Source organism: Mesorhizobium sp. CAU 1732 (assembly GCF_039888675.1).
Taxonomy (GTDB): Bacteria; Pseudomonadota; Alphaproteobacteria; order Rhizobiales; family Rhizobiaceae; genus Aerobium.
In genome coordinates, this window is record NZ_JBDQQR010000001.1 from 2,260,078 (window position 1) to 2,272,320 (window position 12,243).

General features: G+C 61.5%; 15 protein-coding genes and 4 tRNA genes. 15 read left to right on the plus strand and 4 right to left on the minus strand.

Annotated features, from left to right (window positions below):
* The first annotated feature begins 55 nt into the window (after positions 1-55).
* Positions 56-373 carry a TfoX/Sxy family protein gene (locus tag AAFN55_RS11065; protein ID WP_347798891.1) on the plus strand — a complete coding sequence of 106 codons (318 nt, stop codon included), beginning with the start codon at positions 56-58 and terminating at the stop codon, positions 371-373.
* Here AAFN55_RS11065 and AAFN55_RS11070 read toward each other — a convergent pair whose 3' ends face one another.
* Together AAFN55_RS11070 and AAFN55_RS11075 are read right to left on the minus strand one after the other, a co-directional pair.
* On the minus strand, positions 374-1,945 hold the full coding sequence (locus AAFN55_RS11070; RefSeq protein WP_347798892.1) for a DEAD/DEAH box helicase: 1,572 nt from the start codon (positions 1,943-1,945) through the stop codon (positions 374-376).
* Between the two features lie 188 nt (positions 1,946-2,133).
* A complete protein-coding gene (locus tag AAFN55_RS11075; RefSeq protein WP_347798893.1) occupies positions 2,134-2,907 on the minus strand; it encodes an NAD kinase in 774 nt (257 codons plus the stop codon).
* A 145-nt stretch (positions 2,908-3,052) separates the two neighbouring features.
* Between AAFN55_RS11075 and AAFN55_RS11080 the strand changes: the two genes are divergently transcribed.
* The 3 genes from AAFN55_RS11080 to AAFN55_RS11090 all read left to right on the plus strand — a co-directional run bounded on the left by AAFN55_RS11080 (position 3,053) and on the right by AAFN55_RS11090 (position 4,436).
* Positions 3,053-3,128: transfer RNA gene (locus AAFN55_RS11080), tRNA-Thr, on the plus strand.
* A 304-nt stretch (positions 3,129-3,432) separates the two neighbouring features.
* Positions 3,433-4,101 (plus strand): FkbM family methyltransferase, encoded by a 669-nt coding sequence (locus tag AAFN55_RS11085; protein ID WP_347798894.1) that lies wholly within the window; start codon positions 3,433-3,435, stop codon positions 4,099-4,101.
* A gap of 158 nt (positions 4,102-4,259) precedes the next feature.
* Positions 4,260-4,436 (plus strand): hypothetical protein, encoded by a 177-nt coding sequence (locus AAFN55_RS11090; protein ID WP_347798895.1) that lies wholly within the window; start codon positions 4,260-4,262, stop codon positions 4,434-4,436.
* A gap of 4 nt (positions 4,437-4,440) precedes the next feature.
* Here AAFN55_RS11090 and AAFN55_RS11095 read toward each other — a convergent pair whose 3' ends face one another.
* A complete protein-coding gene (locus AAFN55_RS11095; RefSeq protein ID WP_347798896.1) occupies positions 4,441-4,683 on the minus strand; it encodes a hypothetical protein in 243 nt (80 codons plus the stop codon).
* A 130-nt stretch (positions 4,684-4,813) separates the two neighbouring features.
* On the opposite strand from AAFN55_RS11095, the gene hyi reads away from it, so the two are divergent.
* Positions 4,814-5,611, plus strand: a complete 798-nt coding sequence (gene hyi / locus AAFN55_RS11100; protein WP_347800245.1) for a hydroxypyruvate isomerase — start codon at positions 4,814-4,816, stop codon at positions 5,609-5,611.
* A 6-nt stretch (positions 5,612-5,617) separates the two neighbouring features.
* Here hyi and AAFN55_RS11105 read toward each other — a convergent pair whose 3' ends face one another.
* The gene (locus tag AAFN55_RS11105) at positions 5,618-6,475 is read right to left on the minus strand and encodes an RNA methyltransferase (RefSeq protein ID WP_347798897.1); all 858 of its coding nucleotides are present in this window, start codon (positions 6,473-6,475) and stop codon (positions 5,618-5,620) included.
* A 197-nt stretch (positions 6,476-6,672) separates the two neighbouring features.
* Between AAFN55_RS11105 and AAFN55_RS11110 the strand changes: the two genes are divergently transcribed.
* From AAFN55_RS11110 to rplJ, 10 genes are all read left to right on the plus strand, one after another.
* Positions 6,673-6,757 (plus strand) — tRNA-Tyr (locus tag AAFN55_RS11110).
* A 21-nt stretch (positions 6,758-6,778) separates the two neighbouring features.
* Positions 6,779-6,852, plus strand: a tRNA-Gly gene (locus AAFN55_RS11115).
* A gap of 113 nt (positions 6,853-6,965) precedes the next feature.
* A complete protein-coding gene (locus AAFN55_RS11120; protein WP_347798898.1) occupies positions 6,966-7,451 on the plus strand; it encodes a hypothetical protein in 486 nt (161 codons plus the stop codon).
* Positions 7,452-7,592: 141 nt separating this feature from the next.
* Entirely contained in the window at positions 7,593-8,768 is a 1,176-nt protein-coding gene (gene tuf / locus AAFN55_RS11125; RefSeq protein WP_347798899.1) for an elongation factor Tu, read from the plus strand.
* Between the two features lie 144 nt (positions 8,769-8,912).
* Positions 8,913-8,988: transfer RNA gene (locus AAFN55_RS11130), tRNA-Trp, on the plus strand.
* Positions 8,989-9,253: 265 nt separating this feature from the next.
* Complete coding sequence (gene secE, locus AAFN55_RS11135) at positions 9,254-9,457, plus strand: preprotein translocase subunit SecE (protein ID WP_347798900.1); 204 nt, start codon at positions 9,254-9,256, stop codon at positions 9,455-9,457.
* Between the two features lie 28 nt (positions 9,458-9,485).
* On the plus strand, positions 9,486-10,025 hold the full coding sequence (nusG, locus tag AAFN55_RS11140; protein ID WP_347798901.1) for a transcription termination/antitermination protein NusG: 540 nt from the start codon (positions 9,486-9,488) through the stop codon (positions 10,023-10,025).
* 177 nt (positions 10,026-10,202) lie between these two features.
* Positions 10,203-10,631, plus strand: a complete 429-nt coding sequence (gene rplK, locus AAFN55_RS11145; RefSeq protein ID WP_347798902.1) for a 50S ribosomal protein L11 — start codon at positions 10,203-10,205, stop codon at positions 10,629-10,631.
* A gap of 4 nt (positions 10,632-10,635) precedes the next feature.
* On the plus strand, positions 10,636-11,337 hold the full coding sequence (gene rplA / locus AAFN55_RS11150; protein WP_347798903.1) for a 50S ribosomal protein L1: 702 nt from the start codon (positions 10,636-10,638) through the stop codon (positions 11,335-11,337).
* A gap of 375 nt (positions 11,338-11,712) precedes the next feature.
* A complete protein-coding gene (gene rplJ / locus AAFN55_RS11155; protein ID WP_347798904.1) occupies positions 11,713-12,231 on the plus strand; it encodes a 50S ribosomal protein L10 in 519 nt (172 codons plus the stop codon).
* The last annotated feature ends 12 nt before the right edge of the window (positions 12,232-12,243 follow it).

A 12,243-nucleotide genomic window follows, 5' to 3' on the forward strand; every position in this document is an offset into this window, starting at 1 on the left:
TTGTCTCTGATTAGAATGATGGAGGGCTGAGAAGTTTCCAACCGGGCGATCGAAAATGGACAATGATGCGATACGCGACATGTTCGCCGGCCTCGGGCCGGTGACGATCAAGCGCATGTTCGGTGGCAAGGGCATCTACCATGACGGGCTCATCGTCGCGCTCGAGGTGGGCGACGAGATCGTGCTGAAGGCAGATGCATTGTCTGCGGCGGACTTCGCCGATGCAGGGTGCGTCCGGTGGACCTATGACGGCAAGGGAAAGCCGGTCCAGATGCCGTATTGGTCGATTCCGGACAGCGCCATCGACGACCCGGACGAGCTGGCGCTGTGGACGCGCAAGGCGTTCGAGGCAGCGCTCAGGTCGCGCAAGTAATCACACGCGGGCAGGGATCTTCATGAAGGCGGGCATGTCGTCGCCAAATCCGACGGGAGCCGGTTCATTGTCTTCATTGCGCCAGTTGCGCGAACGCTCGCGTGGCTTGTCGTCGCGATCGCGGTGAGCAGCGTCGCGCTCGGGCCGGGCCTTGCGCTCGGCGTTGTCGGAGCGGATCGCATCCCTGCGGGCGCGCTTTTCTTCTTCCACCGGTGCGATCTCGGGTTGGACCGCTTCGACAGCAACCTCATCCGATGAAGTCTCGGTCGGGACCGGGCGCTTTGCACCGCGCGGGCGACGCTCTTCGGTCGATTTGCCACGTCCACGCTTGTCGTTGCGGCCGCGACGAGGCGCTTCGTCTTCGGAGTCGTCCTGGGTCAGCGACGACAGGTCGCCGTCCATCCATTCGATCTTGTTGCCGATCAGGCGCTCAATCGCGTCGAGATACTTGCCGTCCGATTTGGTGACGATCGTATAGGCCTTGCCCGAACGGCCGGCACGACCGGTGCGGCCGATGCGATGGACATAGTCTTCGGCATGGATCGGCACGTCGAAATTGAACACGTGGCTGACGTCGGGAATGTCCAGGCCACGCGCCGCCACGTCCGACGCCACAAGCAGCTTCAGCTTGCCGTCGCGAAACGCCGAAAGCATCGCCATGCGGGCGCGCTGGTCCATGTCGCCATGAAGCGCGCCTGCGTCGAAATCGTGCTTGACCAGCGAGCGATAGAGCTCGGACACGTCCACCTTGCGGTTGCAGAAGATGATCGCGTTCTTCAGGTCAGCGTCTTCGGCACGGATGAGATCGCGCAGCACGGCGCGCTTGTCCCAGCCCTTGGTCTTCGACTTCACGAGGCGCTGGGTGATGTTCACGCCTGTGGAAGCAGCCTTCGAAACCTCGATGCGCACCGGCGCCTGGAGGAATTTCTCGGTCAGCTTGGTGATCTCCGGCGGCATGGTCGCCGAGAAGAACAGCGTCTGGCGCGTGAATGGAATCATCTCGCAAATCCGCTCGATATCGGGGATGAAGCCCATGTCGAGCATGCGGTCAGCTTCGTCGATGACGAGGATGTCGACCGCGTTGAGCAGCAGCTTTCCGCGCTCGCGGTGGTCGAGAAGGCGGCCCGGCGTGGCGATCAGAACGTCCGCGCCTCGCTCAAGTTTGCGCTCTTGCTCGTCGAACGACACGCCGCCGATCAGAAGCGCGATGTTGAGCTTGTGGTTCTTCCCGTATTTGACGAAATTCTCTTCGACCTGCGCCGCGAGTTCGCGCGTCGGTTCGAGAATGAGCGTACGCGGCATGCGGGCGCGGGCGCGGCCTTTTTCAAGGCGCGTGATCATCGGCAGCACGAATGCGGCCGTCTTGCCCGTACCCGTCTGCGCGATGCCCAGAATATCCTTGCCGGCGAGCGCGTGTGGGATGGCACCAGCCTGGATGGGGGTGGGGACGGTGTAGCCGGCGTCGGTAACGGCGGAGAGCACTTTGGGGGACAGGCCGAGATCGGCGAAAGTGACTGTCGGTGCCTCGGCCTCGTCTTGCGGCTCGATAGCGATCTGGTTGTCAGATGACACGTGTTGGCTGTCTTTGCTGGTTTGCGTGAGCGGCGGTGTCGCCGCGCGTGCGCCTTGTTCCGGCGCGTTCCGCACGGATGCTTTGTGGTCCGCGTTACGGCGAGAATAGGGCAATGTCAACGGCACGGGGGATAAAACCCCCATCATCCGCAGGTTTCACCATAATATGATTAAACAACGGGCATGTTTCAATAGCGGAATTGCTCTGCCAGTACGCGCTCGTTCCAGGAATGGTTCTCATCGAAGAGCAGCGTCACTGTCGAGCGGCGCGATTCCCGAACGGTTACCGAGGTGACGGATCGAACTTCGGCATGATCCGCGACCGCGTTCACCGGGCGCTTGTCGGCTTCCAGAATGTCGAAGCGCACGATCGACTGGTTCGGCAGCAGCGCCCCGCGCCAGCGGCGCGGGCGAAAGGGGCTGACCGGAGTGAGTGCAAGAAGTGGGGCGTCCAGCGGAATGATGGGGCCGTGGGCCGAGAGATTGTAGGCGGTCGAGCCTGCCGGCGTCGCCACCATCACGCCGTCGCATGCGAGCTCGTCGAGCCGGATCTGGCCATCGATCGTAATGCGGACCTTGGCGGCCTGTGCCGACTGCCGGAAGAGCGAGACTTCGTTGATGGCGCGATAGGTCTGTGACGGCTGGTCGGCGGTCGACACTTCCATGACCAGCGGCCGGATCGTTTCCGCCGAAGAACCGGCAATCCGCGCGTGAAGATCGGTCTCGGAGTATTCATTCATCAGGAAGCCGACAGTACCCCGGTTCATGCCGTAGAGGCGACGCCCCGAATCCATGTTGTCCTGGATCGCCTGCAGCATGAAGCCGTCGCCGCCAAGCGCGACGACGACATCGGCGTCCTCGATCGCAGCCTGCCCATAAAGCGACGTCAACCGGATTTGCGCTTTGCGGGCGTCTTCGGTGTCGGCGGAAATGAAGGTGAGGGCGGGAGCTTCGGCACTCATCTGTATCGGCTGTATTGCGGTTCAGGGATGCGAAATGACCTTGCCGGGTTACCACGCGTCACATGCATAAGATAGGCACGGCGCGCGCCGTACGACGCACATTCCGCTTTACTGACACGCAATTTATGCTAACCGGTTGCGACATGCCCTTGTAGCTCAGTTGGTAGAGCACCTGATTTGTAATCAGGGGGTCGGCGGTTCGAGTCCGTCCGGGGGCACCACCTCCGAGATCGTCGTGCATGAAGCTTACGAGCCAAATGCCATCGCCAACCTCTCGCCGACTATCCTCCTGACCGCCAGTTCCCTGATCTCCCGGGCACCCAAGTGCGGGATTCTAACCTTGGCCTCGATGTCATCCGCTCGATCTCGTCCCGAAGCTAGCTGGTATATCGCCGTAGATCGTGACGTAGCTCTGCAGCCCAGAAAATCCGCCTATGCGTGCAGGCAACCGGTCAATTGAATCGATGTGCGGGGAGGTTGCGAAATCGAAGCTGCCGTGCTTGGAAGGAAAAAAGGGAAGATATCATGACGACTCGCCGGCCGATGAGAAGTCTAGAGGAGTTTTGCGGCTATCTCATTGGTAGAGGACTTGCACCCGGTACAGTGATCGATGTTGGCGCAGCGAACGGCACGCCGGAAATTACAAAAGCACTGCCCGATGCCTACTATGTTCTGATTGATCCCGTTCCTTCCTATGAAGGACAGATGAAGTATTTTTTGAGCAAGCACCGGGGCGAATATCACCTGGTTGCGTTGAGCGATGTCGCAGGAACCATGCAGCTGACTGTATCCAAGGGGAGCGAACATGGCGCAACGCTTTCGGCGGCGCCGGGCAAAGAAACGATAGCTGCACCGGTGGAAACCATGGACGGCATGTTCCTCAACCGGGAGTTTGCGGGTCCGATCATGGTCAAGACCGACTGCCAAGGGTACGACATGCACGCGATGCGCGGAGGGCGCGAGTTTCTGAAGCGTGTCGATGTCGCAGTCTGCGAAACGCTGCTGTTCCATCCGACGATGGAACAGCATCTTCCAGACTTCGGAGACACGGTTGCGGTGATGCGGGAACTGGGGTTCGCTGTCTTTGATATAGTCAGCTACCAGACGCGCCCGTTCGACAACGCGCTCGGCTACGTCGATTTGGTGTTTGTACGTGAAGATGGACCTTTCCGCAGGCATCACCGTTGGGCATGACGCTAGGTGGAGCAGGTGAGGTTGAAGAACAGGCGGTACGGATAGTTCACGGTGATACCGCGCCAACGTTTTAATCGTTGCAACCCTAACCCACCTTAAATCCGCACCCGATCGTTCCTAAGTCTGTGACAGGCTCGATTGGGAAGGGAGTGCCGCGCGTGATCAGGATCGTCTTCATCGTCTGTGCCATCATCGCCGCGACCTATCTCCTGTCGCGGATCGTGCGTGAGCTGCGAGGCGCCGATGTCGATTGGCGCGGCGTTGCTTTCGCATTCGGCTTCGTCGCCATCGCCGTCTACCTTCGCCACACGACGGAAATCGGCGGCATCGGCTGACCGCTTATCGAGCTTCGCGGCGGCGTTTTCGCAAGCCTCGTATGAGGGTGATCGCGAAGAAGGCCAGGAAGCCGACAACAAGACCGATGATCATGTTCAGGCCGATGTCGAGCTGGCATACGCCGCCGCCCGGCGCGCAGCTCGGATCGCGATAGAGGACGACGAGCATCATCGAGTAGACGACCGCGGGTCCGACCAGCAGTCCTGCAAGCCCCCAACGAAACGCATGGTTGACGATGTCCTTCATGCAGCCTGTCTCCCCGACGCAAGTCTTCGACCCTAGTACCGGCGCGCCGATCAGTCTATCGCAGGAGCGGCTGTCGCAGGTATTGTCTGCCCGCGTTTCCGCCGAATCCGATAACGAGATGGCCCCCGGCATGCCGAAATTCTCAGCAAATCTCTCGATGCTTTTCCAGGACTACGCGTTTCTCGACCGTTTCGACGCGGCAGCGCGGGCGGGCTTCGAAGCGGTCGAGTATGTCTCGCCTTACGAATATGCCGCGGATGCGATCGCCCAGCGCCTGCGCGCGAACGGCCTGACGCAGGCGCTCTTCAACCTGCCGGTCGGCAATTGGGACAAGGGCGAGCGCGGTCTCGCGATCCTGCCGGAGCGAAAAGCCGAATTCCGGCGCAGTGTCGAGACGGCGATCGACTACGCACAGGCGCTCGGATGCACGCAGGTCAACTGCCTTGCGGGGATCGTGCCGCATGGCATTGATCGCGGCGTGCTGAGGAGCACTTTCGTCGAGAACCTGGCCTATGCGGCCGACACGCTCGGCAGCGCGGGCATCCGCCTGCTGATCGAACCGATCAACGACCGCGTCGATATTCCGGGGTTCTTTCTCACGGGCAGCAGGCAGGCGCTCGTCATCATCGGGGATGTCGGCTCGGAAAACCTCTTTCTGCAGTACGACATCTACCACATGCAGTTGATGGAAGGGGATCTGGCCCGGTCCATCGAAGCCAATCTGAGTCGCATCGCGCATATCCAGATCGCCGACAACCCGGGCCGCCATGAGCCGGGAACCGGCGAGATCAACTGTCCGTTCCTGTTCGCGCATCTCGACCGCATCGGCTATGCCGGCTGGGTCGGCGCGGAGTATCAGCCCCGCGAGGGGACCGAGGCGGGGCTGGGATGGTTCAGGCCTTTCGCCGCTGCCCGCAAGCCGGAATAGACCCGCTCAATCCTGATCGAGATGGCTGCGCGCCGCATACATCGCGACGGCCGCCGCATTCGAGACGTTGAGCGAACGGATGATCCCCGGCATGTCCAGGCGGGCCAGCGCCGAAACCGTATCCCGGGTCTTCTGCCGCAACCCCTTGCCCTCGGCTCCGAGCACGAGGGCAATCTTCTCGCCCGAAAAGGTCTTTTCGAGGCGCGCCGGCCCATCCGAATCGAGACCGACGGTTTGGAAGCCCGCCTCGTGCAGTTCGCCGATCGCGTCGGCCAGGTTGCGCACTTCGATGTGGTCGATGTGCTCGAGCGCCCCGGATGCCGATTTCGCGAGAACGCCGCTCTCCGACGGGCTGTGGCGCGATGTCGTGATCAGCGCTCCGGCCCCGAAAGCGACCGCCGAGCGCATGATCGCGCCGACATTGTGCGGGTCGGTCACCTGGTCCAGCACCAGCACGAGCCTGGTGTCGCCCAGCGCTGAAAGCCGCTTCGCCTTCAACGGCTCTACCTCGATCAGCACCCCTTGGTGGACCGCGTCCGCGCCCAGGATCTTGTCGATGTCGCGGGGTTCGACGATCTCGGCTGGAAACGGCAAGGTGAGCGGCTCGGACAGTTCGAGCCTGCCCATGGCGTTCCGCGTCACCAGCATGCGGCGAATCGTGCGCGACGGGTTCTCGAGCGCTGCGCGCGCCGTATGAAGTCCGTAAAGCCTGACGAGCCCATCCGTGGGCAGGTGAGGGGGCGTCGTACCCTGTTTGGGACGAGTTGCCGCACCGGTCCGCTCAGGCTCGCTGTCGCGATACTGGCGGCGCAGGCGCGCATAATGGCTGTCTTTGGGCGTGTGGCCCTTTTTCTCTGTCGTCATGGCGCTTCTATAGCCGTGCGATCGTTGTTTGGATATCCATCCGGGAGCCCCAATCGTCGTTTGCGGGAAAATAGCGCCGGGCGCCGGTTGACAGTCTTTGGTCGTGAAGCCATAAGGCGCTTCGCAGATTTAGGGCGCCTTGTTTTGGCGCTCGCGACCTGCGGGAATGCTCGTTGCATGGCTCCGGCGCAGATAACGGAGGGGTGTCCGAGTGGTTAAAGGAGACGGACTGTAAATCCGTTCGCTTAGCGTACGCTGGTTCGAATCCAGCCCCCTCCACCACTGCCCACCGAAGCCAGAAACGCGGGTATAGCTCAATGGTAGAGCAGCAGCCTTCCAAGCTGAATACGAGGGTTCGATTCCCTCTACCCGCTCCAAATTCTCCATTTTTCCGACCATCGGGCCGCGGCGGCTTGCGCAGCATTCGTGAATCGGCACGAAGCTGTGGCAGGGTGGTGATTGCAGGTTTCGCGGAGATTCGGAGCGCGCGATGAGCAAGGTCGTTTCAACATTTTTGTCGGTGGCCGTGCTCGTCACGGCGCTCGCAGCCTTGAGCATCGCGGTGGACCGGCACGGCTACGCGTTCGGCGAAAACGGGCTTGCTCGGCTCGAGGCGATCACAAACGCGGCCATGTTCATGCCGCTCGCAGCAGTCTTCTCGGCGACCGCCGTGCTCATGATGATTCTGCCATTGCGGGGCGCTGGTTTCGTCTATTCCAATGCGGCAGCACCGGTCCATTGGGCGGTTATCGTCCTCGTCGCCACCATGGTGGGCTGTGCCGCGGCGCGCATGGTTTACGGTCAGATGGACGCCGGCCGGGCGTTGCTCGACTGGCGCATGCTGTTTGCGGTGGCGATCGTCGGCGCGCATATGGCGATGACGGAGTTGCGGCGAAACGTTCTCCTGAGATCGCTCTCCTTCGTCGCTTTTACCGTCGCGACACTTGCCTGCCTGTTCTGGTCGTTCCGCTTCTAACGACGGAATCATCGAGGCTGCGAGGGTGTCATCGAATCGGCGAAGCGGCCTTTCTCGTCGAAAGGACTTGTGTTTTCGAGCGTCAGTCGCTAATCGCCCGCCATCCGACGAAACGCATTCAAGTCGCCAAAGGAAGTTGCAATGGCCAAGGGTAAATTTGAGCGTAACAAGCCGCATGTGAACATTGGCACGATTGGTCACGTTGACCATGGCAAGACGTCTCTGACGGCGGCGATCACGAAGTTCTTCGGCGAGTTCAAGGCGTATGACCAGATCGACGCTGCTCCCGAGGAGAAGGCGCGTGGCATCACGATCTCGACGGCTCACGTTGAGTACGAGACGGAAGCCCGCCACTATGCCCACGTCGACTGCCCCGGCCACGCCGACTATGTGAAGAACATGATCACGGGTGCCGCGCAGATGGACGGCGCGATCCTGGTGGTTTCGGCAGCCGACGGCCCGATGCCGCAGACCCGCGAGCACATTCTGCTGGCCCGTCAGGTCGGCGTTCCGTCGATCGTGGTGTTCCTGAACAAGGTCGACCTGGTTGACGACGCCGAGCTTCTCGAGCTGGTCGAGCTCGAGGTTCGCGAGCTTCTGTCGATGTACGAGTTCCCGGGCGACGACATTCCGATCGTTGCCGGCTCGGCGGTGTGCGCGCTTGAAGACAAGCAGAAGGAAATCGGCGAGGACGCGGTCCGCAAGCTGATGGCCGAAGTCGACAGGTACATCCCGACGCCTGAGCGTCCGGTCGACCAGCCCTTCCTGATGCCGATCGAGGACGTGTTCTCGATCTCGGGCCGCGGCACGGTGGTGACGGGTCGCGTCGAGCGCGGCATCGTGAAGGTCGGCGAGACGGTCGAGATCGTCGGCATCCGTGCGACGTCGTCGACGACTGTCACGGGCGTGGAAATGTTCCGCAAGCTGCTCGATCAGGGCCAGGCCGGCGACAACATCGGCGCGCTTCTGCGCGGCATCGATCGTGAAGGCGTGGAGCGCGGCCAGATTCTGTGCAAGCCGGGTTCGGTGAAGCCGCACACGAAGTTCAAGGCCGAAGTGTACATCCTGACGAAGGAAGAGGGTGGCCGTCACACGCCGTTCTTCACCAACTATCGTCCGCAGTTCTACTTCCGCACGACGGACGTGACGGGCATCGTGACGCTGCCGGAAGGCACGGAGATGGTCATGCCCGGCGACAACCTCGCGGTTGACGTGGCGCTGATCGTGCCGATCGCGATGGAAGAGAAGCTGCGCTTCGCTATCCGCGAAGGCGGCCGTACCGTCGGGTCCGGCATCGTCGCTTCGATCACGGAATAAACGTCGCTTCCGCGACGTCACCGGGCTCTGCCCGCATGAACCGAACGGCGCCTCACGAGGCGCTGTTCATTCCCGCCGAAATCGCTTGATGCTTCGATGCCGAACGACTAGGTACGGGACGCGCGCCGAAAGGCAGCACGGCTTAGGGGTATAGCTCAGTTGGTAGAGCGGCGGTCTCCAAAACCGCAGGTCGCAGGTTCGAGCCCTGCTGCCCCTGCCAGCCGCGAGTGCGGCGAACCGAAAATCCGAACATTCGTTTGTCGAAGGCACTTGCAACGCGGTGCTTTCAGTTTTATATCGAGCCGACAGACGCGAGGCGCGTGGGGCTGGGATTCGGCTTTACGTGCCTGAATTGCATGGCTAAGACATTGATCTGATTCGGTTTTGCCTGAAGTGTTTGTAGGAAATGCGCGGTTTGGCCGTGTGTTCCGACGGGATTGAAATTCATGCCTCGGGTTACACGAGGCAGCAATAAAGAGCGGCAGATGGCGTCCAAGATCACCAATCCCTTTGTATTCCTGCAGCAGGTTCGGACCGAGACATCGAAGGTCACGTGGCCGACCCGGCGGGAGACGGTGATCTCCACGATTATGGTCATGGCATTCGCATGCATCGCCGCGATTTTCTTTTTTGCGTCCGATCAGGTCATTGCGTTTCTCGTCGAGCTGATTTTGGGAATCGGGCGCTGACGCCGGCAGACCACGGAGAATTCTGAACATGACTGCGCGGTGGTACATCGTCCATGCTTACTCGAATTTCGAGAAGAAGGTCGCCGAGGATATCGAGAAGAAGGCCAAGCAGAAGGGCCTGAGCGAGCAGATCGAGCAGATCGTCGTTCCGACCGAGAAGGTCGTCGAAATCCGCCGCGGCAAGAAGGTCGATGCAGAACGCAAGTTCTTCCCGGGCTACGTTCTGATGAAGGCGAATTTGACCGACTCGGTCATCAGCCTCGTGAAGAACATTCCGCGCGTGACCGGATTCCTCGGTGAGGATCCGCGCACGGCCAAGCCGGTGCCGATCACCGAGTCCGAGGCGCTTCGCATCCTGCATCAGGTGCAGGAAGGCGTCGAGCGTCCCAAGCCTTCGGTGACGTTCGAGATCGGCGAGGCGATTCGCGTTTCTGACGGTCCGTTCGCATCGTTCAACGGCTTTGTTCAGGAAGTCGACGAGGAGCGTTCGCGCCTCAAGGTCGAGGTGTCGATCTTCGGTCGCGCCGTGCCGGTCGATCTGGAATTCGGTCAGGTCGAGAAGGGCTGACCACGAAACTCATCCCGGCGATCGCGCTGGGACGAGGTCGCGGGCGATGTATCGTCTGCGTCGATGGTGGGAGGAAAGGCGGCTTAGCCGGCCGCACCAACTCCGTACCACCAAGCTGCAACCGCCGGCCATTGCCCAGACACGGGCAGCCGGCACGAATGAGAAGGCAGACCAGCAATGGCTAAGAAAATTGCAGGCCAGCTCAAGCTTCAGGTAGCTGCGGGATCGGCGACGCCGTCGCCCCCGATCGGCCCTGCGCTTGGTCAGCGTGGCATCAACATCATGGAATTCTGCAAGGCGTTCAACGCCCAGACGCAGGAGATGGAGAAGGGTCAGCCCATCCCCGTCGTGATCACCTATTACCAGGACAAGTCGTTCACCTTCGTCATGAAGACGCCTCCGGTGAGCTACTTCCTCAAGAAGGCCGCCAACCTCAAGTCGGGCTCGAAGGAGCCGGGCAAGGCGAAGGCCGGCGAGATTTCGCGCGCCAAGGTGCGTGAGATCGCCGAAGCGAAGATGAAGGACCTGAACGCAAACGACGTGGACGCGGCGATGCGCATGGTCGAAGGCTCTGCCCGTTCGATGGGCCTGGAAGTGGTGGGCTGATCAGATGGCAAGCAAAGTAGCAAAGCGCGTTGCAAAGTCGCGTGAAGGCATCGATCCCGACAAGCAGTACGACCTCTCCGAGGCCCTGAAGCTGCTTAAGGACCGTTCGACCGTCAAGTTCGACGAGACCGTCGAAGTCGCCATGAACCTGGGCGTCGACCCGCGTCATGCGGACCAGATGGTCCGCGGCGTGGTCAATCTGCCGAACGGCACCGGCCGCACGGTCCGCGTTGCCGTGTTCGCACGCGGCGACAAGGCTGACGAGGCGACGGCTGCCGGCGCGGACATCGTCGGTGCGGAAGAGCTGGTCGAGATCGTCCAGAAGGGCGAGATCAACTTCGATCGCTGCATCGCGACCCCCGACATGATGCCGCTGGTCGGCCGTCTCGGTAAGGTGCTCGGCCCTCGCGGCATGATGCCGAACCCGAAGGTCGGCACGGTGACCACCGACGTCGCTGCCGCCGTGAAGGCTTCCAAGGGCGGCGCCGTCGAGTTCCGCGTCGAGAAGGCGGGCATCGTCCACGCCGGCATCGGCAAGGTGTCGTTCGACGTCAAGGCGCTTGAAGAGAACATCAAGGCGTTTGCAGACGCGGTGATCAAGGCAAAGCCGACGGGTGCCAAGGGCAACTACGTCAAGCGCGTCGCGGTCTCCTCGACCATGGGACCGGGCCTCAAGCTCGACCCGGCAAGCGTTACCGCCGCCTGATGGCGGCAGGGCGCGGCATGCTCCGCGCCCGATGAAGAATTCCGGATCCCGGTTTCGGGGTCCGGATGTCGGGAGGAAACTCCCGGCATCCTGTCCGAGATTGCAGGCGGCATCAGGTTAGCCCTGGTCCTTAATTCGCATGGGCCTGCATGAGACGGGTAAGAGCAGACAAGGAGGGTGCATCGCGCCCGCTTTGGAAGTTCGAACCGTGATTGCCTTTTGTCTGCGCATCCGAGGATTTCGGTCCGACGGTGTGGCGAAAGGGGACAGGATCCTCGAGCGTCGCTCGGGTGGTCTCTCTAAAGGAACCGTCCCGCGCGACAAAAGGCAACCGATGGCCGTCCGACAAGGGCGGTTGTCAACTGGAGATAGGCAGTGGATAGAGCGGAAAAACGCGAATTCGTCACGGGCCTGAACGATGTGTTTTCGAGCACGGGTTCAGTGGTCGTGGCCCACTACGCCGGTCTGACCGTGGCAAACATGAACGACCTTCGGTCGAAAATGCGTGCTGCCGGCGGTACCGTCAAAGTCGCGAAGAACCGTCTCGCCATAATCGCTCTTCAGGGCACGGAATCCGAAGGCATGAAGGATCTGTTCAAAGGACAGACCCTGATCGCCTATGCGGAGGATCCGGTCGCGGCTCCCAAGGTCGCATCCGATTTTGCCAAGGCGAATGACAAGCTCGTCATTCTCGGTGGCTCGATGGGATCGACTGCGCTCGACGCCGACGGTGTGAAGGCACTCGCCACCATGCCGTCGCTGGACGAACTCAGGGCCAAGATCGTCGGCATGATTCAGACGCCGGCAACCCGGATCGCAGCGGTCGTCAACGCACCGGCAGGAAATCTTGCCCGCGTTATCGGCGCTTATGCCCGGAAGGACGAGGCGGCGTGAGGCCGTTCCTCA

Excerpts from the sequence above, each read along its gene's own strand:
- AAFN55_RS11065 (WP_347798891.1), top strand. The coding sequence starts at position 56 with ATGGACAATGATGCGATACGCGACATGTTCGCCGGCCTCGGGCCGGTG.
- AAFN55_RS11075 (WP_347798893.1), bottom strand. The coding sequence starts at position 2,907 with ATGAGTGCCGAAGCTCCCGCCCTCACCTTCATTTCCGCCGACACCGAA.
- AAFN55_RS11085 (WP_347798894.1), top strand. The coding sequence starts at position 3,433 with ATGACGACTCGCCGGCCGATGAGAAGTCTAGAGGAGTTTTGCGGCTAT.
- AAFN55_RS11095 (WP_347798896.1), bottom strand. The coding sequence starts at position 4,683 with ATGAAGGACATCGTCAACCATGCGTTTCGTTGGGGGCTTGCAGGACTG.
- hyi (WP_347800245.1), top strand. The coding sequence starts at position 4,814 with ATGCCGAAATTCTCAGCAAATCTCTCGATGCTTTTCCAGGACTACGCG.
- AAFN55_RS11105 (WP_347798897.1), bottom strand. The coding sequence starts at position 6,475 with ATGACGACAGAGAAAAAGGGCCACACGCCCAAAGACAGCCATTATGCG.
- AAFN55_RS11120 (WP_347798898.1), top strand. The coding sequence starts at position 6,966 with ATGAGCAAGGTCGTTTCAACATTTTTGTCGGTGGCCGTGCTCGTCACG.
- tuf (WP_347798899.1), top strand. The coding sequence starts at position 7,593 with ATGGCCAAGGGTAAATTTGAGCGTAACAAGCCGCATGTGAACATTGGC.
- secE (WP_347798900.1), top strand. The coding sequence starts at position 9,254 with ATGGCGTCCAAGATCACCAATCCCTTTGTATTCCTGCAGCAGGTTCGG.
- nusG (WP_347798901.1), top strand. The coding sequence starts at position 9,486 with ATGACTGCGCGGTGGTACATCGTCCATGCTTACTCGAATTTCGAGAAG.
- rplK (WP_347798902.1), top strand. The coding sequence starts at position 10,203 with ATGGCTAAGAAAATTGCAGGCCAGCTCAAGCTTCAGGTAGCTGCGGGA.
- rplA (WP_347798903.1), top strand. The coding sequence starts at position 10,636 with ATGGCAAGCAAAGTAGCAAAGCGCGTTGCAAAGTCGCGTGAAGGCATC.